Annotated in this window: 18 protein-coding genes and 1 pseudogene; 5 read left to right on the top strand and 14 right to left on the bottom strand. The window is 54.2% G+C overall.

Features of this window, described 5'->3' with window-relative positions; genetic code table 11:
- Window positions 1-92 precede the first annotated feature (92 nt).
- The 5 genes from RBQ93_RS06190 to RBQ93_RS06170 all read right to left on the bottom strand — a co-directional run bounded on the left by RBQ93_RS06190 (window position 93) and on the right by RBQ93_RS06170 (window position 8,051).
- Window positions 93-1,169, bottom strand: coding sequence for a hypothetical protein (locus RBQ93_RS06190; protein ID WP_320371199.1), 1,077 nt, complete (start codon window positions 1,167-1,169; stop codon window positions 93-95).
- Complete coding sequence (locus RBQ93_RS06185; RefSeq protein WP_320371198.1) at window positions 1,166-2,923, bottom strand: c-type cytochrome; 1,758 nt, start codon at window positions 2,921-2,923, stop codon at window positions 1,166-1,168. Before RBQ93_RS06185 ends, RBQ93_RS06190 begins: the two co-directional genes overlap by 4 nt.
- 51 nt (window positions 2,924-2,974) lie before the next feature.
- Window positions 2,975-4,219 carry a histidine--tRNA ligase gene (gene hisS / locus RBQ93_RS06180; RefSeq protein ID WP_320371197.1) on the bottom strand — a complete coding sequence of 415 codons (1,245 nt, stop codon included), beginning with the start codon at window positions 4,217-4,219 and terminating at the stop codon, window positions 2,975-2,977.
- Window positions 4,220-4,232: 13 nt separating this feature from the next.
- Window positions 4,233-5,627 (bottom strand): diguanylate cyclase, encoded by a 1,395-nt coding sequence (locus RBQ93_RS06175; protein ID WP_320371195.1) that lies wholly within the window; start codon window positions 5,625-5,627, stop codon window positions 4,233-4,235.
- 111 nt (window positions 5,628-5,738) lie between these two features.
- Window positions 5,739-8,051 carry a DNA internalization-related competence protein ComEC/Rec2 gene (locus tag RBQ93_RS06170; RefSeq protein ID WP_320371193.1) on the bottom strand — a complete coding sequence of 771 codons (2,313 nt, stop codon included), beginning with the start codon at window positions 8,049-8,051 and terminating at the stop codon, window positions 5,739-5,741.
- Between the two features lie 280 nt (window positions 8,052-8,331).
- Between RBQ93_RS06170 and RBQ93_RS06165 the strand changes: the two genes are divergently transcribed.
- A complete protein-coding gene (locus tag RBQ93_RS06165; RefSeq protein ID WP_320371192.1) occupies window positions 8,332-9,279 on the top strand; it encodes a GTPase-activating protein in 948 nt (315 codons plus the stop codon).
- A gap of 27 nt (window positions 9,280-9,306) precedes the next feature.
- A complete protein-coding gene (locus RBQ93_RS06160) occupies window positions 9,307-10,101 on the top strand; it encodes a hypothetical protein (RefSeq protein ID WP_320371191.1) in 795 nt (264 codons plus the stop codon).
- Window positions 10,102-10,477: 376 nt separating this feature from the next.
- On the opposite strand, the gene RBQ93_RS06155 is transcribed toward RBQ93_RS06160, so the two are convergent.
- The 9 genes from RBQ93_RS06155 to RBQ93_RS06115 all read right to left on the bottom strand — a co-directional run bounded on the left by RBQ93_RS06155 (window position 10,478) and on the right by RBQ93_RS06115 (window position 19,843).
- Window positions 10,478-12,100: a methyl-accepting chemotaxis protein gene (locus RBQ93_RS06155; protein WP_320371190.1), complete on the bottom strand. Its 1,623-nt coding sequence runs from the start codon at window positions 12,098-12,100 to the stop codon at window positions 10,478-10,480.
- A 49-nt stretch (window positions 12,101-12,149) separates the two neighbouring features.
- Window positions 12,150-12,470, bottom strand: a complete 321-nt coding sequence (locus RBQ93_RS06150) for a hypothetical protein (protein ID WP_320371189.1) — start codon at window positions 12,468-12,470, stop codon at window positions 12,150-12,152.
- Window positions 12,467-13,414 carry a class 1 fructose-bisphosphatase gene (locus tag RBQ93_RS06145; protein ID WP_320371188.1) on the bottom strand — a complete coding sequence of 316 codons (948 nt, stop codon included), beginning with the start codon at window positions 13,412-13,414 and terminating at the stop codon, window positions 12,467-12,469. The genes RBQ93_RS06150 and RBQ93_RS06145 overlap by 4 nt, the downstream gene beginning before the upstream one ends.
- Before the next feature lie 84 nt (window positions 13,415-13,498).
- Window positions 13,499-14,251: an ABC transporter permease gene (locus RBQ93_RS06140; RefSeq protein ID WP_320371187.1), complete on the bottom strand. Its 753-nt coding sequence runs from the start codon at window positions 14,249-14,251 to the stop codon at window positions 13,499-13,501.
- Window positions 14,252-14,300: 49 nt separating this feature from the next.
- On the bottom strand, window positions 14,301-15,089 hold the full coding sequence (locus RBQ93_RS06135; protein WP_320371185.1) for a 3',5'-cyclic-nucleotide phosphodiesterase: 789 nt from the start codon (window positions 15,087-15,089) through the stop codon (window positions 14,301-14,303).
- Between the two features lie 48 nt (window positions 15,090-15,137).
- The gene (locus tag RBQ93_RS06130) at window positions 15,138-15,845 is read right to left on the bottom strand and encodes a PilZ domain-containing protein (RefSeq protein WP_320371183.1); all 708 of its coding nucleotides are present in this window, start codon (window positions 15,843-15,845) and stop codon (window positions 15,138-15,140) included.
- On the bottom strand, window positions 15,842-16,693 hold the full coding sequence (gene mutM / locus RBQ93_RS06125; RefSeq protein ID WP_320371182.1) for a DNA-formamidopyrimidine glycosylase: 852 nt from the start codon (window positions 16,691-16,693) through the stop codon (window positions 15,842-15,844). Before mutM ends, RBQ93_RS06130 begins: the two co-directional genes overlap by 4 nt.
- A 3-nt stretch (window positions 16,694-16,696) precedes the next feature.
- Entirely contained in the window at window positions 16,697-18,787 is a 2,091-nt protein-coding gene (locus RBQ93_RS06120) for an adenylate/guanylate cyclase domain-containing protein (protein WP_320371181.1), read from the bottom strand.
- 9 nt (window positions 18,788-18,796) lie between these two features.
- A complete protein-coding gene (locus RBQ93_RS06115; protein WP_320371180.1) occupies window positions 18,797-19,843 on the bottom strand; it encodes a FecR family protein in 1,047 nt (348 codons plus the stop codon).
- A 188-nt stretch (window positions 19,844-20,031) separates the two neighbouring features.
- Here RBQ93_RS06115 and RBQ93_RS06110 point away from each other — a divergent pair, with 188 nt between their 5' ends.
- From RBQ93_RS06110 to RBQ93_RS06100, 3 genes and pseudogenes are all read left to right on the top strand, one after another.
- Entirely contained in the window at window positions 20,032-22,350 is a 2,319-nt protein-coding gene (locus RBQ93_RS06110; protein ID WP_320371178.1) for a GspE/PulE family protein, read from the top strand.
- Window positions 22,351-22,370: 20 nt separating this feature from the next.
- Window positions 22,371-22,475 carry an RCKP-type rubredoxin-like domain-containing protein gene (locus RBQ93_RS06105; protein ID WP_320371176.1) on the top strand — a complete coding sequence of 35 codons (105 nt, stop codon included), beginning with the start codon at window positions 22,371-22,373 and terminating at the stop codon, window positions 22,473-22,475.
- A 184-nt stretch (window positions 22,476-22,659) separates the two neighbouring features.
- A pseudogene (locus tag RBQ93_RS06100) lies at window positions 22,660-23,031 on the top strand (transposase); the annotation flags it as partial.
- Window positions 23,032-23,157: the final 126 nt, after the last annotated feature.

Raw genomic sequence — 23,157 nt, 5'->3', positions numbered from 1 at the left:
CACTACAGACCAATTAATCGGTGTATAAAAACATATTCATATCTTTATGTCAATCTCTCACCACCAGTTAACCAATCAATAACAGGACTTTTTCAGTCTTGTCTGGCTGATTTTTTTAACGATGGCAACTGCATAAGCATCCAGACCACCAGAGCAAGTCCCACGACAAGACTGATTAAAAACAGGAGCAAGGGTGACCACTGCACCGACACCGGCACCGTGGCAGGATCAAAATAGGGAGCCAGATACCCGCTACGAACGCTGTCCCGCATGAAGGACATCAGGTAAACCAACGGCACGGTCAGCCAGACCGTTGCCAGCACCTGTCGCCGGAAACCGGTCACCAGAGTAGCCAGAGCCAAAAGCAAACCAGCCCCGAAGTATGCGGTGGCAAGGGTATCTCCTCCCATGAAACCTTTCAGCACCTCCGGTGTCAGGGTCAACAGGAACCAGGTACCGACCACCAGCTGCAACAAGGTCAACCAGCTGAAGCATTGCATCCCGATCCGCACCCCGGCCTCCGCCACGAGCGGCTGTCGTTTGAGCACCACCTGTGCATACAAAGCCACACACAACCCACCAACCGCCAGGGCTCCGGTGATCATGTGCAGGTAACGGGCCAGCAGGGTCGGATCGGCCAGATTGAGCAGGCTACCGTTCGATACAGAAAACCAGCGTTCCCAGCTGGTCGGCGCGATCATCATGGTCATATTGTTGCTGAAAAAGAAGCCGACCAGCAGCAGCAACGCCAGCACCAGCAGTACGATGAACATGCCGGCATTACCCAGCCGCTTGAAGCTGAAATCATAGATGTAGGCCAGATAGTAAGCGATGATCAGGATCGGGATTACCGATAACCAGAACAGGCCCATCAGCACCGTACTCGTGTAGAGCAGGTGCCCATACAGCACATTAACGAACAAGAGCGGCGCCACCCCCAGGTTAACGGTAAAGGCCACCAGAAAAGGCAAGGCCTTGGCCAGTTCATGGGAGAGATCACGATACTGCTGACCGGGAAACAGGTGGGCGACAAAGGCGATCAGGGCAGAACCAAGCATGGCATTCATGGCCAGCAGGTGTAGCGGAAAGGTCAACATCAACAGGAACTGGAACCAGCCCCAATGGGCGGTCAAGCTATCGGCGACAGGAATCAGGCTGCTCGGGTTCATTGGGCACCTCCTGCTTGTTGCACCATATAGTCGGTCAGGGCTTCTTTTTCGGCAGCAGTTCCCGTGTAGTCAGGCATGGCAGGATTGATGGCCGACAGGTTATCAAGCGAACTGCGTACCTTCTGCCGCGACCAGGTCTTCAGGTTCGGGGCGATCTGATCAATGCCATGACAGACGGCGCAGTTCTCGTCGTAGAGGGTGCCCCCCTGAATCTTGGCCGGAGCAGCTGCCTCCGGGTTGTTCAGGCCGAACAGGTAACCGGCCATGGCGTCCTTATCAGCAGGCGGCGCATCATAATCAGGCATGGCCGGATTCAAGGCAGCCAGTTTATCCAGGGCTGTCCGTATCTTTTCTTGGGACCAGCCGACCATCTTCGGTTGCAGTTGATCGGCAGCATGACAGGCGGCACAATTTTCTTCATATAACATCTGGCCGCGATCATCCGCTGCGGAGGCAGCTTCGACGAGCGGCTTCTGGTGCAGACCGGCTGTCAGATAGGCTGCCAGCGCCTTGAGCTCTGTCTCGTTACCGACAAAGGGGGGCATGAAGTACCGCTTCTCATGAATGGTAGCCAGATACTTGCGCATGGCGCCAAAACTCATGTTTTTGGTGCGGCTGACGATATCGTTGTTAAAACCTCCAACGGTGTGACAGGCAAAACACTGATGCAGAAACAGCTCACGGCCGGCCTCAAGCTGGTTGGCCTCCGTGACCTCCTTGTGCTTGACCCATTTGGCATTTTTCAGAAACCCTTCCAGGTTAATCCGCTCCACCTCTTTGGCGAGGATTCCATTGGAATACATGACCTGATTGATCACGTAGGGACGGCGGGCAGCCTCACGGGTCCACTCAAAGGCCCCCATGTAACCCATGGCAGCGATCATTACCACCACAATCAGGCCGCGGGTGCGGGCCTTGGGATTGAGCAGGATCAGGGTGATCAACAGGCCCGCCAGGGCAGCCATAGAGAAGGCGGCAACCGTTGCGGCACGGGCGATGGTGGGAGAAGCGCCCGTAACCAGTTTGCCGGCCTGCTCAGGCAGTGCCGAGATGTACCACCAGCCGGACGGCAGCGACAGGATCAGTGACACCAGGGCCCAGATCCCGGAATAACGGATCATCCGGTGCCGTGTCTGCTCGTCTTCCAGAAAGGTGGCGGTCAGAAAACCATAGCAACCGGCCAGCATGAAACTGATGAAGCTGCGGAAGAACAGTGAGGGCCAGAAGGTGGGATTAAAAAAACCGTCCCAGAAATTGCTGGTGGCAAGCCAGCTACCGGGCGTCAACATGAAGTCTATGATGCCGTTGATCAGGAACAGGCTCATCCAGGCGGCGCCAAAGTAGATCCAGCCGATGGCCTGGTGGGTGCGGTCATCCATCTTGCCAAAGGTGTAGAAGTAGACAAACAGCGCCACTATCTCCACCAAAAAGAAGACCCACTCGGTGGCCCAGCCAAAGACAAAGGTATGGATCAGCAACGAGGTGGCAGCCGGGTGGATCAGGGAGATGATAAACCAGATCGCCACCCCGGTAAGGCCGCCAAAGACCATGGTCAGCAGCATGAAAAATTTGGTATGTTTCCTGACAAACGCCATAATTGCCTGGTTCTTTTCGCGCAACGCCTTGCGCTCCGCCAGCACCAGATAGAGCCCCCCACCCACGGCAAAGTGGGAGACAAAGACATGGACGATCGCCACCAGGGCGATCAGCAGGCCGCCACCAAATGTCGGGACATACCAGACCGGATAATTCATGCCTGTTTCCTCCTGTAGTCAGTTCCGTCCAGATGCACTGCGCTGTTGTCCTTACACACAGTGTGCTGCAAGAGCCTTTGCGTCGAGGGCTACCTCCTGGCTACTGCCGTCCTCCATCCGCTTCAGGGAGATACGACCGCTTGCCAGCTCATTGTCACCCAACACCATGCTGTAGCGGGCATGTAATTTGTCGGCGCGCCGCAGTTGGCTCTTGATGCTCTTGCCCTCACAATCGGTCTCCACCCACAGGCCGAGGTCCTGCAATTCGGCCGTCAGTCGAAAACCATGCAATCGGGCTGACTCACCCGCCACCGCCACGAACAGCTCGGGCCTACGAGCCGGACAACGGTCACCAAGCAACAGAGCCACCCGCTCGACCCCCAGGGCGAAGCCGATACCCGGCACCGCCGGTCCACCCAGTTGGGCCACCAGACCGTCATACCTGCCCCCGGCGGCCACGGCTGACTGGGATCCCAGCAGACCGGTCACCAGTTCAAAGGTGGTGCGGGTGTAATAATCCAGTCCGCGCACCATGCGGGGGTTGATGCTGAACGGGACCTGCGCTGCGCCGAGATAACCCTGCACACGCTCAAAATGGTCGCTGCACTCGCCGCAGAGATGCTCAAGCATGGCCGGCGCACCGGCAGTGGCCTCGACACAGCCCGGGACCTTGCAATCCAGTGCACGCAGGGGATTCGTGGTCTGACGGCGCCTGCAATCCTCACACAACGCATCCTGACGCTGGGCAAGAAAGGCCACCAGCGCGTTGCGGTAGCCTGGTCGGCAAGCCGGACAGCCCAATGAGTTTACCTGCAGTGTGGGTTCGTCAAGTCCCAATTCAAGAAACAGGCGGCTGACCATCAGCAAGACCTGGGCATCAACGATCGGATCGCTGGCGCCGGTCACCTCGGCGCCGATCTGGTGAAACTGGCGATATCGGCCTTTCTGGGGACGTTCATGACGGAACATCGGTCCCAGGTAGTACAATTTGCTGATGCTGTCCAGGGCATACAGCTTATGCTCAATCAGCGCACGCATAACACCGGCGGTGCCTTCTGGTCGCAATGTCAGGCTGGTGCCGCCTTTATCGCAAAAGGTATACATCTCCTTTTCAACGATATCGGTGGCATCACCAATCGAACGACAAAACAGTTCGGTTTTTTCCACCACCGGCACCCGGATCTCGCTGAAACCAAAACGGGTAAATACCCGGCGCGCAGTCTCCTCAATAAACTGCCAGACCGGTGTTTCCGATGGCAGCATGTCGTTGAATCCCTTGACAGCGGTAATACTCATCCTTGCTTGCTCCTTAGTTGAGACGTCCAGCTCCGGCCAGTGGGCTAGCCACTCGAAAAACGCAATTTTTACCAGATGCCTTGCCAACATACATGGCCTGATCAGCCATAGTGAGCAGCTCCTGCATGCCGGTGGTGTCGTCAGGGTAGCTGGCAAAACCGATGCTGGCAGTCAGCCTGATATCGTATCCTTCAGATGTCATAAATACATTGGTCTCGACCTGCTTCCTGATACGCTCGCCAATCCGCTGCCCCTGTTCAGGACCAGACTCAACCAGCAGAATCGTATACTCATCGCCGCCGTACCTGATCAGCACATCCACTTCCCGCACCGCTTTTTTAAGCAGTGCGCCCAATTCACGCAACACACCACTGCCCACCATGTGACCGTAGGTGTCATTAACCCCTTTAAAGTTATCAAGATCGAGAAACATGACTGTCAGTTGGGTAGCATAGCGGTCAGCCCGCTTAATTTCACGTTCCAGGGCCGTTTTCAGATAACGGTAATTAAAGAGACCGGTGAGTTCATCTACAAACAGTAAATCCCTGGTGGCGGTAAATCTGAAGGCATTTTCCAGGGCCCGTGCGCCCTGTTCCTGAAGAAAGACAATGGGGCGATCATTTTGAATGGGCGGCAACAGCTGTCCCGCATCATTGAAAAGAACGACGCAGCCGAGAACGGCACCATGACTCAGCAGGGGAATAACCAGTGCCTCCCGTAGATCAAGCGCTGTGGAACCATGTAACTCGGGGGGCAGCACCAGTCGTACCACGCGGGACGAATGGAGGATGTGCTGCTGCAACAACAGACCGATCTGTTCCGTCAACAGAGGAGTAACGTAGCTATCACCACACTGGTCGGCCAGGGCGGAAAACTGCTCGCCATCTTTTACAAATCCGATGGCGCGCGCCGCACCGATTTCACGGATCAATGCGTGGGCAATCAGCTGAAAAACCTCAGCTGGGTCAAGGCAGCGTGACAGATCCTGGCTGGTCTGCAGCAGAGTGTTCATGGCATGCAGCTCGCTATTTTCATGTTTCAGCTGCTGATACTCAAAACTGAGCCGCACCTCACGCAGCAGCAGTGCGGGATGTGCTGTCCTGGGCAGGCAACGACTGGCACTGCCCTTGATCAGTTCACAAGCAGCTTCATCGTCATCAGGACCAACCAAAACAAGCAGGCTGCTATCAAGCTGAGCCTGGTGCCGACATACCTGCAGCATCTCGTCGAGTCCCGTCTCGCTCAAAGAAAAATCCACCATCACCACCGGGTAGACCTGCTCAGTCAACGCATGACGTAAATCCCGCAATGAGCGGACCACGTCAATCACAAAACCAGACTCTCTGGCCAGATTACACAGCGTAGCCTGGAAAACGGTATCATCTATGACGAGCAGTGCCCTGTTCATCTGGTGTCCCATTCAAAATTTTTCATCAGGAGCAGACCAAGCCATCATTAAACCGCAAAAATGTAGCCCAGCAGGACAACTGCTGTCAAACAAAAGCGCCGTGTATCAGTCTCATAGTCCGGTGGTGACTGTGTAATTCTTCCCATCGCTCTCAACAAGCACCGTACCATGCTGATCAGTGCGATAAATCTCTACTCCCGCGCGCTGCAACCGTGCCAATGTTTCTGGGGCAGGAAGACCAAAGCGGTTGCCTGCCCCGACCGATATCAGCGCCAGATGAGGACGAACCGTGCGCACAAAAGCCTCTCCCGTAGCAGTGCGGCTGCCGTGGTGGCCAACCTTCAGCAGGGTGACCGGTTGTACAACCTTCTGCTCAAGCATGCGCTGTTCTGATGCAATACCTGCATCAGCCATAAAGAGTGCGGTAAACTGGTCATGGGTTACCTGCAATACCAGCGATGCCTCGTTGTCATCATCGTTATCCCGCCCCGTGGCTGCATCGTCCAGCTCAGGCACCATCATCACCAGCTGACACCCTCCAAAAGATTCGCGCCAGATACCAGGATTCAGTTGTCGTATAGGGACACCACGTCGCAACAGTGTTGACTGAAGGCGGTCAGCATCACCACCGACCTCCACCTTCCACGTTCCTTGCCAGAATTCAGCTATCTGAAACTGTTCAGCAACGGCTGGCAAGCCTCCCAGATGATCGGGGTGGGGATGGGTGAGAATCAGGCGGTCGATACGCTTGACACCAAGTGTATGGAGCGCGGGAACCAGGTAGCGATCACCGAAATCAAGCCCAGTCTCCCGCAGATAGCCACCGCCATCAATCAGCATGGTAGTGCGATCAGGAAACTGCAACAGGGTAGCCTCAGCCTGCCCCACACTCAGAAAGGTAAGTCGCAAATGGCCATCCGATGTCTTTTCAGGCCAGATATGTACCGCCATTATCAACGCGCATACACTGCCAAGCAGTATCCCCCGCCACCGTACCGAGGACACAAAACTCAGCACTGACAAAACCAGCACCAGCGCCACCAGATCGGGCCATCCTGCTTCGTATGAACGGACCAGTGGCAGATCGGCAACCCAGACGACAAATCGATTGCTGATCGCCACCAGCCAGCCGGCCAGGCCAAACAGAGCACTGGCCAGTGATGGCGCGACAACGGCAGACATGGCAGCACCAGCGCCAATAATAACGGCGCCGTAGCCCAACAGGGGCACCACCACCAGATTTGCCAGCAGACCCGTGAAGGAGGCTTGGTGAAAGGTCACCAAGGTCGGAACTGCTGTTGCAAGTATGGCTGCCAGGGATGCTGCAAAAAACAGAGCTAGCTGTCGCCTCCACCCGCTCAGACGATCTTTGAACGGATACACCAACAAAGGGGTCAGCACGACAATTCCCCACAACGACAGAAAGGACAACTGGAAGGAAATATCAAACAAAACCACTGGATCATACACCAACAGCAAGAATGCAGCCAACAGCAGGGCATCCAGCACCTGACTTTCCCGTTCTGCCCACAAGGCAAGCAAGACGGCCGCCAGCATGATTACCGAACGGGTCGTTGCCGGTGCAGCACCCGTAAACACGAGGTAGCCGATCATTGCCGGCAAGGTAGCCAGCAATGCCACCTGTCTTACATTAAAACGCAGTGCCAGCCACTGCCAACGCAGCCCCACCCATTGCAGCAGCTGTGCCAGCGTTGCGGCAATCACCGCCACATGAAAACCACTTATCGAAAGAATATGTGAAACTCCGGCCCTTGCGTAGGCTGCCTTCAGTTCTGGAGAAAGTGCTGACTGGCTACCGGTGACCAGCGCCATTACCACGGCAGCTGTGTCAGGATCCGGTACGGCATTCCGGATAAGCTGATCACACCGATAGGCAGCGCCATCAAGCAGCCGCTGCCATGAGGAAACGGCTGCAGCACGCATCAGCAGCACCTGCCTGGCATCAGCTACCCAAAAAGTCGCATCGATACGATGCAATCTGAGATAACGCGGGTAGTCGAACTCACCTGGCAGGCCTAGGCGTCGGGGCTTGCGCAGTGAACCGCGCAACCTGATACGGTCACCACTCAGCCAGCTCCCTTCACCCTTGGCGATGGTGACCAACAAACGTCCGTCAACCGCGATCTCACCGCCGGCCATAACAATCCGTTCCAGGTGCAGTTCAAAACGCTGTCCCTGTGGCAAGGTCACCGGTCGCCTGACAACGGTTCCTTCCACCACCTGCATCCCATCCAGTGGCGCTACGCCAAGCGTTTGTGCCACAGAACGGCTTGCGTGAAACGGTTCAACTGCAAACACTGCCCAGGTTACGCAAAAAAACCAGAGCACAACCGCAAAAACTGCTTTTGTTCGCACACCAACAGCCACGATCAGCAAGACAAGCAGTCCCCAAAGCGACCACATGGGTGCCTGTATCTGCAAATTAATGCCAATAAGACAGCCTGTAATAAGACCGCTTACCAGTGTCAGGAGTGGGTGTTCGTCACACAATTGTCCCATCAAACTGGCTCCCTGCGAACGCAAGATACATAAAAAAAGACCTTAACCGGTACAAATACTTGACAGTGGGCAGGCATGCGCTAGAATAGCGACCGTTGCAGCAGTACTACTCAATCGAACAGCTTCAGTTTACCACAGCGCTGGTGCGGGTCCACCCGCCATTTCACCGAGAGGGAAACCTATTATGTTTCTTCTTCCCAAAGGAAATCCGCTGGCCGAAAATGTCCCGGTCGCAAAATTGCAGCTTCCAGAGGCGTTGGAAAAACTGAAAAACGGTGCCTTAACTGGCTGCGCCGTTTTCGACTTTCCCGGCGCCGATTGCGCCCTGATCTATGACGCCGGTAAAATGGTTGGCGCATTAGTGCATCGGGAAAACAAAGAACTGCGTGATCAGGCTGCCTTGCAAGCGCTGGTTGACCTGCTGGTTTTGGCCAACAGCGGCAGTTTTAGCGTTTATGGCTTTTCTCGGGAGATGACGCTTGCACTTCTGGGCATGATCAACGGAACTGCCGTCATTGATGGCCAGGAAATTAAGCAGATTGATTTCAAGGCCCTGCTCGACCGTATCAAAAATGAGCAGATGACCGGCACCCTGAAGATCTTCACTGCCGACCGCAGCGGCCTTATTTTTTACAAAGGCGGGGCCACGATCGGCTTCTTCCACAATGCCGCCACTGCTGTAGAAACCTCAGCCGGCGAAGTACAACAGATCGCCGGCCTGCCCGGCGCTAAAGCCTCCCTGAGTGCACTCCAAAACGAACAGGCGCTTTCTGATCTGTCAACCATGGTTGACATTCGCAAACTGTGGGAGGCAGCATCAGGCAACATCTTCGCCGCCCCTCCAGCCGCTGCCCCCAAGGCCGCGACACCCCCTCCAACACCAACCCCGGCAGCCAGTGCCAGTGATGTCGAAACTGCCATCATTGAATTCGCCAACCAGTTTTTAGGCAAACTTGGCAAGGCACTGGCCGAAAAAGAACTCTCAAATATCGGCGGTGCCAAGGCCCTGTCCGATGCAGGCACACTGAGCGAATTTCTGGCAGCGATGGAACGAGGCTCAAAAATGCTGGCCAGTGTCAACAAGATTAAGGAAATGAACGCTGCCATTTCGAATGAAGTAGCTAAACTCTAATTCGCCCACCACCACAGGAGGCGTTGTATGGACTTGACGGGATTTTTTCAAAACTTGACCACCTGGTTGCCATTTCTGCCCAAGATTTACAACCCGGTCGTGATCGACTTTACCAGCCTGTTCACGGTGTTGTGCTGGTTGGTGGCAGCTTCAATCGCCTTGTATTTCAGTGTTAACAACTCTCGGATCTGGACCAGTATCGGCATCGGTTTTTTCTTGCTGTTCTGGAGCCAGTCGTACCAGCTGAACCCGTGGCATGAGACCTTCACCGTCATGATTGCCGTTCACTACATGATCGGCACCATATCTATCCTGCTGGTCAGCCACGGTATCCAGGAATACTACCTGTTCACCCGTACCCTTGAGATCACTGGTTCTAAAAAGACCATTTATATCGGCACGTTTTTGATTATCGCAATAGCCATCCTTGTTATCAGCCTGAACCCAAAACCATCGTTGTATGTTCTGCGCAACTACCGGATGATGAACAATACCATCTGGTTCTTCCTGTGCATCCTCAACATCTATTACATCGTTAAGATTTACAGCGAGATGAAAGACTCACCGATCGTCAACGGCATCATCGCCTTTGGTGTGGTGTTTGTCTGTGCGCTGATCTGGAAGGGTTCCGGGCTTTATATGATGATCTACCAGTGGGACAAGCCCTGGCTTGACATCATAGAGTTCACTGGCGAAAGTACCGATATACAACTCCATATGGCCAAGGTTCAGCTGGCACGCTGGTTATTCAAAACCTTCAACGTACTTACCAGTCTTTCGGTGGCAGGCACCTTTGCCTATCTGTTTAAACTGCTGCGCTAGCTTCTAACAGCCCGCCTACCTACAACCCAATAAGCGGGGGAGTGCGTTAAATGCGCACTCCCCCGCTTTCTTAGCATCTGCCATCTACCGATTATGGGCTATTCACAGCAACAACACGTCCAACCATCCATCAAGCCAGTGCCAGTTTTCAAGCTGTAGCTTGCCTTTTAATCCGCAGGTAAGTACCGCCTACAAATCTGGAGAAGCATACCGGTCTGCATATCTTGCTGACATGCCTAGTGACCGCCATCATAACAACTGGCCAGACATCTGATCTGTACAATCCGGCAACAACGTACAAATATAACGGCAAAGAGGCAGGAGCATTTGTGCTCCTGCCTCTTTAGCTGGATACAGCAAATATAGAGCTAGCCAGTTACAGCTTAAAGCGATGAACCAAGGCCTCCAGATCAGCGGCCAACTTGCTGAGTTCTGCAGCTGCTGCCTCAGACTGCTTTGCGCCTTGTGCCGTCTGCTGCACCACATCGGTTATCTGCAGCATGTTTTGGCTGATCTCGTTGGTGGTGGCTGTTTGTTCTTCTGCTGCGGTAGCCACCTGACTGATCTGCATTGAAACATTGTTAACCAGCTCCATAATGGTCTGCAAAGCCACACCTGATTTGGCAGCCTCATCAGTCCCCTGCGCGACCTCATGTACCCCCTCTTCCATCACCGTGACAGCCGATCTGGTTTCGGCCTGAATGGAGCGGATCATGTCACTGATCTCTTTCGTGGCACGGGTGGTACGCTCAGCCAATGCACGCACTTCATCAGCCACAACGGCAAACCCCCTGCCCTGTTCACCGGCACGTGCGGCTTCAATGGCAGCATTCAAGGCCAGCAAGTTGGTTTGATCAGCGATATCCTCGATGGTGCCAACGATCTGCCCAATCTGATCAGATCGTTGACCAAGGCGGGCAACCGTGTCTGCAGTCTCTTTCACACGACGGGCGATCTGTCCCATGGCCTGCACTGTTTTGTCAACCACCACCGATCCGTCACTGGCACTGGTGGAGGCATCCAACGCACCAGCTGCAGCTGACTGGCAATTGTTAGCAATATCATTGGAGGTAGCCGCCATCTCTTCACCAGCGGTGGCTACCGTCTGTGCCTGACTGGCAACAGAATCAGCCCCGCTGGAGATCGATTCTGAGGTGGCGAGCAGTTCATTGGCAGCAGAGGTAAGCAAGGAAGAGGTATCAGATACTTGTCGAATGGCACCACGCAAGCTGTCGGCCATCGAATTGAAAGAAGTAGCCAACACTCCGATCTCGTCCTTGGATCTGCTTTGTATCTGCACGGTCAGGTCGCCTGAAGCGATCTGCTGCGCATCATCGGCCAATGCAGCCAACGGGCGGGTAATCATGCGTGACAGAAACATGCCCAGCAGAAATGCCAATACCGAACCGCCAAGCGCCAGGGCTACCATGAATATGCTGGCGTTTCTGGCCAACGTATTATTATTGCCAGACACCTGTTTACCCTGCGCCATCTTGGTCTCGACCAGCTTCTCAATGGCCACCTGCAACTCACGGGCGGCATAATCGTACTCATCAACGATGAGCTCATTGGCTGCAGCCTTGTTACTCTCCATGATCAATTTGTTGAACGTCGTGAGCTGTGTCTTATACTCGTTCAACGCCTTGTTAAAGTTGGCAAAGAGTTTTTTATCCTCTGCATTAATCAGGGTTTTTTCATAAGCCAGAGAGCGTTTTGTGATGATGTCGATCAACTCATTGGAGCGATCGACCATCAAATCATGTTCGTCAATATCGTCTATTGACAGCATCTTGTGCGAGTTGACGCGCACCCGCTGAAATTCTGCAGAAAGCAGCGTTAAATCTCCCAGAGGCTGGGCGACCTGCGTGTAAATTCTCACACTTCCGCTATCAATACGGTGAAGATTGACATAGCCACCCAATCCAATGACAAGGGCCACCAAAGCGACAAACAAAAAACCAGCCGTCAACTTGGTACCTATCTTCATGTTTTGCAGCATGTAACAACCTCCCCAGAATAGTGGTTAAATCAGCTAATACTACCGTCTGTTACCATTCATCCTCAGGCCGTTCCAGGCCATCTTCATCATCGAAGACGCTGTAGCCATCATCATCTTCCTCCTGTTCTTCGGGGTACTGTTCGTCTTCATCATCGTCGTCATCGTCATCATAACGCTGTGCAGGTCGATCATCAGGTTCTGCCAACGCCTCAAAACGGGCCAACAGGTCGGCATGGGTGCAAAAACGCCCCTCCTTGAAACTGCACCGTGTTAAATCGCAGAGGTCAAACAATTGAATCTCGCTGCACAGACGTCGAGGCGGCTCCTCGACATCCGGTTTAGTAGCGGTCTGCTCTTCAAGCTTTATCACGCACAGGCCCCGTTGAGAAAATCTGTGACCTTGGCCACATCTTCAGTGCAACCGATATAGACCGGGGCACGCTGATCAAGACCTTCAGGTTGCAGATCCAGGATCGGCACACAGCCGTTCGTGGCTGCCCCTCCGGCTTGTTCTATCAGATAGGCCATTGGATTCAACTCAAACAGCAGACGAAGCTTGCCATTAGGGGCATCATTCAGGGCAGGATACATAAATATGCCTTTGCCCTTCATCAGCACCTGATTAATATCGGGCACAAAACCGCCTGAGTAACGTAATTTAGCCCCTTTATCCTCCAGATAACGAATGTAGGCTTCATTCTCCGGCGTATACTTTTTCCGCAGCCCCCCTGGCGAATAAATGTCGCCAAACGGCTTCATCTGCACGTTTTCACGGGTGAGCGTATACTCCATCAAGTGGTTCATGGTGAACTCATAGACACCCTTGCCAACCGAATAGACCATGGAAACACGCGGTCCGTACAGGATATACATCGCACCGACCATGGTACGCCCCGGTTGCAGCAGGTTATCCCCCTGATAAATACCGACGATAGTACCAACCGCCAAGTTTACATCAACCAGCGAAGAGCCATCCAGCGGATCGTAGGCCACTGAGAACATTCCCTGAGGGTTGCTGGTGACCTGAAAAATCTCATCCATCTCCTCCGAGGCTATGTTACAAACCACACCAGAGTGCATTAAACGCTTACGGAGGATTCGGTCAGAAAGCACATCAAGTGCCAGCTGTTCCTCACCATACAGGTTTGAAGTACCGGCCACTCCAAGGTCACCGGTCCGCACAGCGTTAATGACATATTTGCTGGCTTCGGCTATCTCACACAAAAGATGCACCAGATTATCACTGATGTTTTGCTGGCGCAGGTGACGACGAAAATCAACCTGAAACTTGGTGCTACCTGGCTCCTTACCCATATAAAGACGCTCCTTCATAAACTGATCTGCCACAGCATGAATTTTACAAAAAATACCCCAGCATAGACATCAAGGCAAGGAGAATCAGGCTTGAACCAGCATAGTTGCAATACTGGTGATCAGGCCATCCAACAACACAATGCCAAACAGACTGGTGATAACCGCCCTGGTGGCAGCCTGGGGAATCTCTGTTGCACTTGTCCCGACCGATAGTCCTGCATGACAGCAAACGACCGGAATAGTCAGACCAAAGCATACCGTTTTGATAGCCAAAACAACTATTTCCCAAGGGCCAAGCGAAGACACAACACCTTGCACAAACTGGTCATAGGGAATGTGGTGTGCAACTGAAGCGATCAGGAAGCCACCGACAAATGCGGTCAGCACGAAATACGCCGTGAGCACGGCAACTGCGGCAGTCACGCCGACAATCCGCGGCAGGATCAGGTATCGCTCGTAAGGGATGCCCATCAATTCCAAAGCATCAAGCTCGCCGTTGATCTTCATAGTGCCGAGTTCAGCGGCGATGGCCGTGCCGCTCCGCGCAATAACAATCAAGGCGGTCAGTAACGGTCCCAGCTCACGAAATACCACCCAGACCAGCACCTTGCCGGTTAATGAACCACTGCCGCCTCCCACCAGCCCAACCACCTGGCTGACAATCACCGTCCCCAGGATCAGTGCCACCAGCATGATGATTTTCCATGCCTCATAGCCGGTGAAATAGACCTGCTTCAGCAGCACAGAACGGATAGCGCTATTCTCCAGTGACGGCGAACTGGTGATGTCCCGCGCTGCCTGCCCCACCAGGCCGCTTGCTTCAGCAAGAAAACGCAAGCGTAGCAAGACCCAGCCACCCAAGCGTCGGGCGGGGTCTGAACACCAGCTACAATTCATAGACTGCGCCGTCACGCAACAACTCCATCTGCCTGATACCGATAGCCCCGATCTCATGCTTGATCTGTTCGTAATACTGAGGCTTGGGATGGGTGATCAGGATTCTTTTAGGCAACACCGCCATCTTGGCCAACTCTCGCTCAAGCTGGGAGCAGCAGAGATGTTTGGTTATAGTGGCCAATGATTCCATGGCATTAGGGAACGATACTTCAACAATAACTGCATCTGCACCGTTGGCATACTGCCAGATGGCATCAGTGGGCCCTGTATCGCCGGTATACACCAGGCGCACACCATTTTTTTCAACGCAATACCCTACAGCCGGCACGGTGTGATCAACCTCGACAGCAGTGATCGTATAGCCGTCGCTCGATCGCCGAGAAAGATCAGGGCCGCCAAGTGTCAATGGACGACCCGGGGTAACAACATCATACTGCAGCACCGGATCGTGCTGAGAGGGTAGCATCGTAAAGTCTGGCCAGATCGTGCCGTTCAGCAGGTGTGTGCGCATTGCCGCAACTACCGGCTCAGTGGCATAGACCGTCACCAGATGACGCAGGCTCCTGATCAGGATATTGTCTGCCAGGGCGGGAATGCCTCTGATATGATCAAGGTGGGCATGGGTAATAAAAATTGCCCGTATCTGCCACTGCTCTTCTTCTGTCAGCACCGCACCAATGGTGCCTGCATCGAGCAGCAGGCCATCATCAACCAAAAAGGCGGGTGGCCTGAAGTCTGGGAACTCGGCACCGGCACAACCCAACACGCGCAGTCTCATCCGTCCTCCTCACCATTACTATCATGGTGGTTGCGAAACTACCTGCAGTTAGTCGATATGTTCCTTCAACTCACGGATAATCTCAACCTGGCGACTGTAGATAAACTGTGAAACCACTTCCTCCATCTTGGCATCCAGTTCAATCCTGAAGGTGTGGAGATGACCGCCCTCAACAGCGACAGAACGCACCATGGCGGCCTTCACCGTCATGGCATGCCCCATCAAGTTAAGCTTCAGCGTCCCCTCTTCTGACAGTCCACTGGGCCGCTCTGAGGAACTGATCACCGCCATACCAGTGACCGAAATATCCTTTAACTCACCAGCTACACATTGTCCTTCTGCCTGAAAATGCGTTGCAATCGATGGCGCCCCGGCGTACACCCGGACTGCATTGCGACGATCCGCCTTGATAGTGGCATAGGCAAAACGCCCCAATACTGCCAGCCGGTTTCGCACGTTGATGTACTCAACAAAACAGTGTACTCCCAAACCGTTAGAAAAATGGGAGCTCTTCATCAAGGTCTGCTTCTGCAACCCCAGCACTGCAGCCTGTGCCTGGTGTACCGTAAACTCAACCGCATCTCCCTCAATGTTGTCAATGGTAACGCCATAGCTGACCGGCACCTCATGGTAATAGTTCAAAAGCCTCAGGTCGTTTTTAAGAATCCCGTCCTTGATCTTTTGCAACATGGAAAGGATATCGGCAGTATCTTCCTTGCCGTTAACCTGTGTAACCAGTTGATACGTATCCTTCACACCTGTCCCCCTGCCAAAGATTTCACCTTTTCAATGGGTTGACACTGCGGACAAAGATGTGTCCCCCGTTGGGCAACCCGCAACTTTACAAGAGCGGTGCTGCAGGTCCTGCAGGGCAATCCGGCACGCCCATAAACGGCTACAGGAAAGCAGCCTGCCTCAAAAACACCATCTATATTTGCGCCTTTGCATGCCACAGCTTCATGCATGACATCATGTACCGCCCGGTAGAGCACTTTCCGTTGCGATACTGTGAGGTCAGCCACCGTCTTAAGCGGATGGATGCCGGCGCGAAACAGGCTTTCATCCGCATAGATATTACCGATACCAGCCACAAAAGACTGATCCAGTAACAGCGGTTTCAGCTGCCGCCGATGGTGATCCAGCCGCCGCAAAAACGTATCCTCATCAACCGTCAGTGCGTCAGGCCCCAAGCCTGCTATTACCTCAGCCGGATCTTCCACCAGCCAGACCCTGCCAAAGGCGCGGGGATCGTCAAAGCGTAGAGCCAATCCTTGCTGCAGATGCACTACAAGCCGGGTATACATTGTCTTTGAGGCACGATCAGACACCAGAAACAATCGGCCGGTCATCCGCAGATGCACCGTCATCCAGAGGTTGTTTGTAGCACGTGCACTGTGCAACCGGAAGAAAAGATACTTGCCATGCCGAATAATCTCATGAAAAACCGAGTCTTGTACATCTTGACAAAATTGCTCTGCCAAAAGATGGCCGCCGATGACGTTGTCTCTCAGCACCTCGACCCGGTCGACGGTTGTCCCTATCAACGACGGCCTACCCTCAGTGAGCAGTCGCCGAACACTTTCCACTTCAGGTAATTCAGGCATACGTTATTTACTCTTGGCCGTATAGATACCATCCCACCCATCTGGCGGGGGTGTTTGCAAGTATTCGCTGCACCGGCTGCTGTACAGCCGTGAGGGACCGTCGTCATACTGTTGCGCGAGTTCATCAAACGCACGCTGTGCTGCCTCAAACGCTTGGGCACGATACTGCTCAAGGGCCTGCTCAAAACGGGGCAGCAGTTCGTGTTTGGTTACCATCAACTCAAACAGTACGACCGGTTTGTGTTTGCCCTTGACCCGCACCCGATCGACCTCACGAAAGGTAAACACATCGGACGGCACCTGCTGCCTGGTATCTTCACTGACCAGAATGTGGGAGCCGTACAACTTGTTGAGCCCCTCCAGGCGGGAGGCCAGATTGACCGAATCGCCAATGGCGGTGTAGTCGAACCGGATATCGGCCCCCATATTGCCCACCACCGCCGGTCCGGTATTGATGCCGATACCGATATCGAGGGTATGCATCCCCCGACTGACAAAACCTTCATTCAGGCGTTGCAGCTCTTCCAACATGCGCACCGCAGCACGACAGGCGTGCAGCGCATGCTGGGGGACATCCAGTGGGGCATTGAAAATGGCCATGACCGCATCGCCAATAAACTTGTCCAGAGTTCCCCGTTCCTCCAACACAATACGGGTCATGGGAGAGAGATACTCATTAAGCAGCGCCACCAATTCAGGCGGCGTAAGATCTTCAGAGACCGTTGTAAAGCCGCGAATATCGGAAAACAGAATCGACAGCTCGCGTTGCTCGCCCCCCAGCACCAGTTTATCAGGGTTCTTTTCAATCTGCTTGACCAGGTCGGGAGAAACGTAATTGGAAAAAGCCTTTTTTAGCTGACGCCCCTTCCGTTCCACCACCAGATTACGCCAGGCCTCGCTTCCCAGGTACGTCAGACCAAGCCCCAGCAGGGGATACAAGAGGGTCATGTCCCGCAGGCCCTGTGCGAAGGAGAGGTAATTGACGATCCAAAAAAGCAGGGCCATACCGCCAAAGACGAGCAATCCAGCCAGAGTGCCCGGCACAAACGCCAACCCGACGCCCAGTAACAACGGAAGAGCCAGCAGGCTGATCAACTCCAGCGTCTGTGTGCTGCCATCGTGACGTAAAAAACGACCGTCCAGGGCGTTGGCCGCTACTGTGGCATGCAGCTCCACCCCTGGCTGGGTCGCGTCGAAAGGGGTCGGCCTAATATCGAAGATGCCGATCTCGGTTGCCCCCACAAAGACGATGGCACCTTTCAGCGCATCTGGCGGCAGGCGTTTTTTAATAACATCGCTGGCTGAAATGGTTTGGAATGAACCGGACGGTCCATAATAGTTGAGCGCCATGGTACCATCTTCACGACTTGGCACACGCAGTTCGCCCAACTGGATGGCATCCACCCCCCAGGGCTGAATATCCAGCATAATCTCCTGGCTCAGGTAGTGCTGTAAGGCCTTCATGGCCAATGAGGGGTAGATATCACCGTTATACAACAGCAGCAGTAACGAACGTCGATACAGGCCATCACCGTCAGGTCGGGCATTAAAAAAACCGAAGTCGCGCCCCCCCTTGCCGATCAGCGCGAGATTGGTATCCACCGAACGGTATTCGTTCAAGGGTATCGATGTCACGCCATCAGCCACCCGTACCAGCTTGACCTTGGCTGATTCAAGCTGCAGCAGGGAGATCGGTTCGATCGGCTGCTCTTCATCCCTGAAGAAATAGCCCAGCACCACATTGCCGGCAGTGGCCACCGCAGCAGACAGTGCAGCATCGCGGGCACGATCCTGCTGTTCGGAAAAGACGATATCCAGAGCCGTGACCTTGGCGCCGTACTGGGCCAACTGCTCAATCAAGTGGGCCGTGACCTCGCGTGACCAGGGCCAGCGGCCGATCTCCTTGATGCTCTTGTGGTCAATAGCCACCACCACCACCTGCTTGTTGGGGGTGATTGGTCCACGCACCCTGAAACGGGCGTCCTTCAGCCGGTAATCCAACTGCTGCAGTGCTGGTGGGGCGTAACGGTAGGCGCCAAAGGCAACCGCCGCCGCAATCAGGCCAAAGAGAATGAAAATCAGGCGTTTTTTCACAAACAGCCTTTAGTTCGTCAGGCTCTGCAGTAAGGTTTCAGCATTGCTGCGATGTTTTCCCTGCGGATACTGCTGCAGGTACTGGTTGAAACGCAGTTTGGCTTGATCAGCAAACCCCAGTTCCACCAAGGTCTGAGCGGCACTGAACAGGGCCGTTTCTGCCTGGGGCAGCGTGGAGTACTCTTCCAGCACCAGCAGATAGGCTGCCAACGCCAGTTCAGGGTTTGACAGGAAACGGGCATAGACCGCTCCCCGCTCAAGATGGGCGTCAGCCCTTACCTCTGCTACTCTGGTCAGGTCCAGCGCAATCTGAAAGACGTGCAGCGCCTCCTGATACTTGCCGCTGTCGGCCAGATAATGACCGTAGTTGATGTTCCAGCGGGCGATGATGTCGGCAATCTTGCCCGAATCGGTCCACGCAGCCGGCGGCACCGCTGCGGTGACCTGCTCAAAGACATCTTTGGCCTCAGCCAGTGGCGTGCCGGGTTCCACCTTGAGTGGCTCCAGAGGAGTAATACCACGGGTGTTCTGGGTCATGGTGCCAGGGATCAACAGTTGCTGCTGCCTCTGAGGTTCACCTGCCACCCCCACCTTGCCTTCATTGCCGAAAAAGACGTTGGCCTGCCCCTGGGAGAGCATCAGAAATTCGGTTCCCTTGATGCCAGCCACGGCAGTGCCACTCTTGACGGTCATACCGCTCTGACGACCGCTAAACTTGACCACCGAGGCCCGCAGCTTACCCTGAGCCAGGTTGAACACACCTTCACGCTTCTGCTTGCCCAGCAGAAAGCTCGTCACCTGAAATTCGGTATTATTGGACAGGGTAAAGGTGCTTTTATCGGCAAGGGTCAGCTCCACCCAGCCCTTGTCGCCGGTTTTGATCCAGGCTCCTTCGCTGATCGCCGCACCCTTGGCAAGCGTTACATACGCTAGCCCCTCTTTGGCGCGCACCTGTGCTTGACCAGACAGTCCGGTAACGCTTCCCACCTGGGCGGCGTGCAACCAGGCCGGAATCAGGAACAAACCGGCCAGCAGGCAACAAAATAGTTTCTTCATGGGCATACCTCCTGGTGGAAGCTGAATCTGCAGGACCTTTTCAGTTGTTGAATTGTACCAGCATTCATGATTGAGTCAAACAAAGAGAGCCGAAATGAAACAGATTTAATCCCTTGTAGATTGGCCGTTATCTGCTATCGTTTACCCTATTCCGGCAACGCATCCTGACCAGACAGGGACAAAAGACTATGGAAACACCGTTAAGTGCAGCCGATGCAAAACTCCTGAGACAACAGCTTGAGTATCGCAAGCGGCTGATGGAAAAGATTAACGAGATCCACTCCGCCGACAACCTCAACACCATCCTGCTGCACATCAAGGACAGCATCGCGGCCCTGTTCAACGCCCAGCGGATCACTATCTACCTGGCCGACGCAAAACGCAACCTGCTGATCTCGAAAGTACTCTCCGGCACCGAGATCACCCAGATCGTGGTGCCGATCGCCGACACCAGCCTGGCCGGTTTCTGCGCCCTGAGCGGCACCATCCTGAACATAAAGGACGCCTATAGCGATCATGAACTGCTGATGATCAGCTCAAACCTCAAGTTCGATAAATCATGGGACCAGAAATCCGGCTTTACCACCAAGCAGGTACTGTGTGTGCCGATGAAGTTCCAGCGCACCCTGATCGGCGTGATTCAGATCATCAACAAAGGTGACAATACCCCCTTCGATGAGACCGCCATCAGTTATGCCATGGAACTGGCCACCTCGCTCTCCATCGCCATTCACAACATCTATCGCCTGCAGGTCACCACCAAGATCATTCGCCAGCGTAGCCGCTATCACTATCTGCTGGATAAAAACCTGTTGGACGACAAGGTGATTGAAAAGGCATCCAGCCATCCCGATGTAGCCAAATTTGGGCTGGATAGTGTCCTGATGCGCGAATGCGGCGTACCTCGTGAAGAGATGGCCAAGGCTCTGTCGTTGTTCTTCGGCACCGAATTCATCCAGTACGAACCTGCCATCCCCCCCATGAGCGAAGACCTGCTGAAGCGGGTCAGACCGGATCGCTTGATGAAGGAATGGTGGGTACCCTACAAGGTGGAAAACGGCGTGCTGTCGATCATCATGGACGACCCCACTGACCTCAACCGCCAGGACATGATCAAGTTTATCTACCCTGAATACAAGCGGATCAGCTATGTCGGGGCCTTCCGAGACGACATCCAGAGCTTCATCGGTCTCTTTTACAACAAGGGTGCAGCCCTGGCAGCCGGCGGCAGCATTGATGAGCTGATCAACAAGCTGGATACCAACGATGAGCCGGAGATCGAACTGGAATCATCCAAGGTTTCGGAACAGGACAGTGTGATCGTACAGCTGGTCAACAAGATCATCATCGAAGCGGTCCAAAACAAGGTCTCCGACATCCATATCGAGCCCTACCCCGGCAAGGAGGATGTCATCGTCCGCACCCGTGTGGACGGCCGCTGCAAGGTCTACCAGCGCATCCCCTACAAGTACAAATACGCCATTCCCTCGCGCATCAAGATCATGTGCGGACTGGACATCTCCGAACGCCGCAAACCCCAGGACGGCAAGATAGACTTCAAGAAATTCGGACCGCTGGATGTGGAACTGCGGGTAGCCACCGTGCCCACCGCCGGCCAGCTGGAGGATGTGGTCATGCGGGTGCTGGCCTCCGGCGAAGCGGCTCTGCCCTACGATAAGCTGGGGCTGACCGAACGTAACAGCACGGTACTGCGGCACTGCATCAACCAGCCCTACGGCCTGGTGCTGGTGGTGGGCCCCACCGGATCCGGCAAGACCACCACCCTGCATTCGGCCATATCGGTGATTAACACCCCGGAGACCAAGATCTGGACCGCCGAGGACCCGGTGGAGATCACCCAGCGCGGTCTGCGCCAGGTACAGGTCCATCCCAAAATCGGCTTTACCTTTGCCGCTGCGTTGCGTTCCTTCCTGCGGGCCGACCCGGATGTGATCATGGTTGGCGAGATGCGCGACCAGGAAACCGCCGAGATCGGTGTCGAATCATCCCTCACCGGCCACCTGGTCTTTTCCACCCTGCATACCAACTCGGCCCCTGAGACGGTAACCCGTCTGCTGGATATGGAGCTGGACCCCTTCTCCTTCTCCGACGCCATCCTCTGCATTCTGGCCCAACGGCTCTGCCGCCGGCTGTGCGAATGCAAGCAACAGTACCAACCGGAACGCCCAGAATTGGAAGAGATCATCCTGGAATATGGCGTAGAGGCCTTCAAAAAAACCGGCATCAACCCTGCCGAAATAAAGCTCTGGAAAGCGGTGGGCTGTCCCAAATGCGGTGATTCTGGCTACAAGGGTCGTTTGGGTATCCACGAACTGCTGCAGGGCACCGACGAAATGAAGACCCTGATCAAGCGTAAATCCGAGATTGAACAGATCCGCAAACAGGCCATCGCCGACGGCATGACCACCCTCAAACAGGACGGCATCCTGAAATGCTTCCAGGGATTGACGGACCTGAAGGAAGTTCGTAAAGTCTGTATCAAATAACCACACAGGAGGATCAGTTCATGGCAACCTGGAAATGCGCCTGTGGTTTCAGCAAGGAAGGCCGTTGCAAACCGCAAAAGTGTGAAAAATGTGGCGAAAAGGGGAAATTCACCAAGGTTGAATAACTTAAAAAAGGTCCCAAACGGGACCTTTTTTATTTTCGTAAAGCCGTAATATCGGGCGTATACTTAAAATATGTAAATAAGAATAACTATCAGCTCAAACGGCCACAGCCAAGGATGGGAGCCTGTAAAATAGATTGTGTAAGTGGCAAAAATCGGTTGAAATCTGACCTCACAGGAGGAACCGATGGCCACTACCGACGAACTGCTCGATGCCTTGATGAAAGACTACAAGAAGCCCGAAGACCTGATTGGTGAAAATGGGCTTCTGAAACAACTGACCAAACGGCTTCTGGAGCGAGCCATGCAAGCCGAGCTGACAGACCATCTCGGTTATGAGAAGCATGAGCCTGCCGGCAATAACAGTGGCAACTCCAGGAACGGCAATTACAAGAAACGGGTCAAGGGCGAGTTCGGCAACCTCGATGTTGCCGTCCCCCGCGATCGTAACGCCAGCTTTGAGCCGGTCATTCTGCCCAAGGGTGAAAGCCGCTTCACCGGCTTTGATGACAAAATCATCTCCATGTATGCCCGTGGCATGACCACACGTGACATTCAGTGTCAATCGGCATTGAAAATTGACCCACCATCGGCGTCCAAAATTGACCCACCCCAGCGGTTAGTTTTTGTGTGAATTTCTGGTTTTGATTCTCCAGCTTTCATTCCCTGTTTCTACAATCTCGCA

Origin of the sequence: Trichlorobacter sp. (assembly GCF_034008105.1) — a bacterium.
Classification (GTDB): domain Bacteria; phylum Desulfobacterota; class Desulfuromonadia; order Geobacterales; family Pseudopelobacteraceae; genus Trichlorobacter.
This window is presented reverse-complemented; position numbering and strand designations above follow the sequence as displayed.

Bases quoted from the DNA above. Each gene is read 5' to 3' on its own strand.
- RBQ93_RS06190 (WP_320371199.1), bottom strand. From the start codon at position 1,169: ATGAACCCGAGCAGCCTGATTCCTGTCGCCGATAGCTTGACCGCCCAT.
- RBQ93_RS06185 (WP_320371198.1), bottom strand. From the start codon at position 2,923: ATGAATTATCCGGTCTGGTATGTCCCGACATTTGGTGGCGGCCTGCTG.
- hisS (WP_320371197.1), bottom strand. From the start codon at position 4,219: ATGAGTATTACCGCTGTCAAGGGATTCAACGACATGCTGCCATCGGAA.
- RBQ93_RS06175 (WP_320371195.1), bottom strand. From the start codon at position 5,627: ATGAACAGGGCACTGCTCGTCATAGATGATACCGTTTTCCAGGCTACG.
- RBQ93_RS06170 (WP_320371193.1), bottom strand. From the start codon at position 8,051: ATGTGGTCGCTTTGGGGACTGCTTGTCTTGCTGATCGTGGCTGTTGGT.
- RBQ93_RS06165 (WP_320371192.1), top strand. From the start codon at position 8,332: ATGTTTCTTCTTCCCAAAGGAAATCCGCTGGCCGAAAATGTCCCGGTC.
- RBQ93_RS06160 (WP_320371191.1), top strand. From the start codon at position 9,307: ATGGACTTGACGGGATTTTTTCAAAACTTGACCACCTGGTTGCCATTT.
- RBQ93_RS06155 (WP_320371190.1), bottom strand. From the start codon at position 12,100: ATGCTGCAAAACATGAAGATAGGTACCAAGTTGACGGCTGGTTTTTTG.
- RBQ93_RS06145 (WP_320371188.1), bottom strand. From the start codon at position 13,414: ATGGGTAAGGAGCCAGGTAGCACCAAGTTTCAGGTTGATTTTCGTCGT.
- RBQ93_RS06135 (WP_320371185.1), bottom strand. From the start codon at position 15,089: ATGAGACTGCGCGTGTTGGGTTGTGCCGGTGCCGAGTTCCCAGACTTC.
- mutM (WP_320371182.1), bottom strand. From the start codon at position 16,693: ATGCCTGAATTACCTGAAGTGGAAAGTGTTCGGCGACTGCTCACTGAG.
- RBQ93_RS06115 (WP_320371180.1), bottom strand. From the start codon at position 19,843: ATGAAGAAACTATTTTGTTGCCTGCTGGCCGGTTTGTTCCTGATTCCG.
- RBQ93_RS06110 (WP_320371178.1), top strand. From the start codon at position 20,032: ATGGAAACACCGTTAAGTGCAGCCGATGCAAAACTCCTGAGACAACAG.
- RBQ93_RS06105 (WP_320371176.1), top strand. From the start codon at position 22,371: ATGGCAACCTGGAAATGCGCCTGTGGTTTCAGCAAGGAAGGCCGTTGC.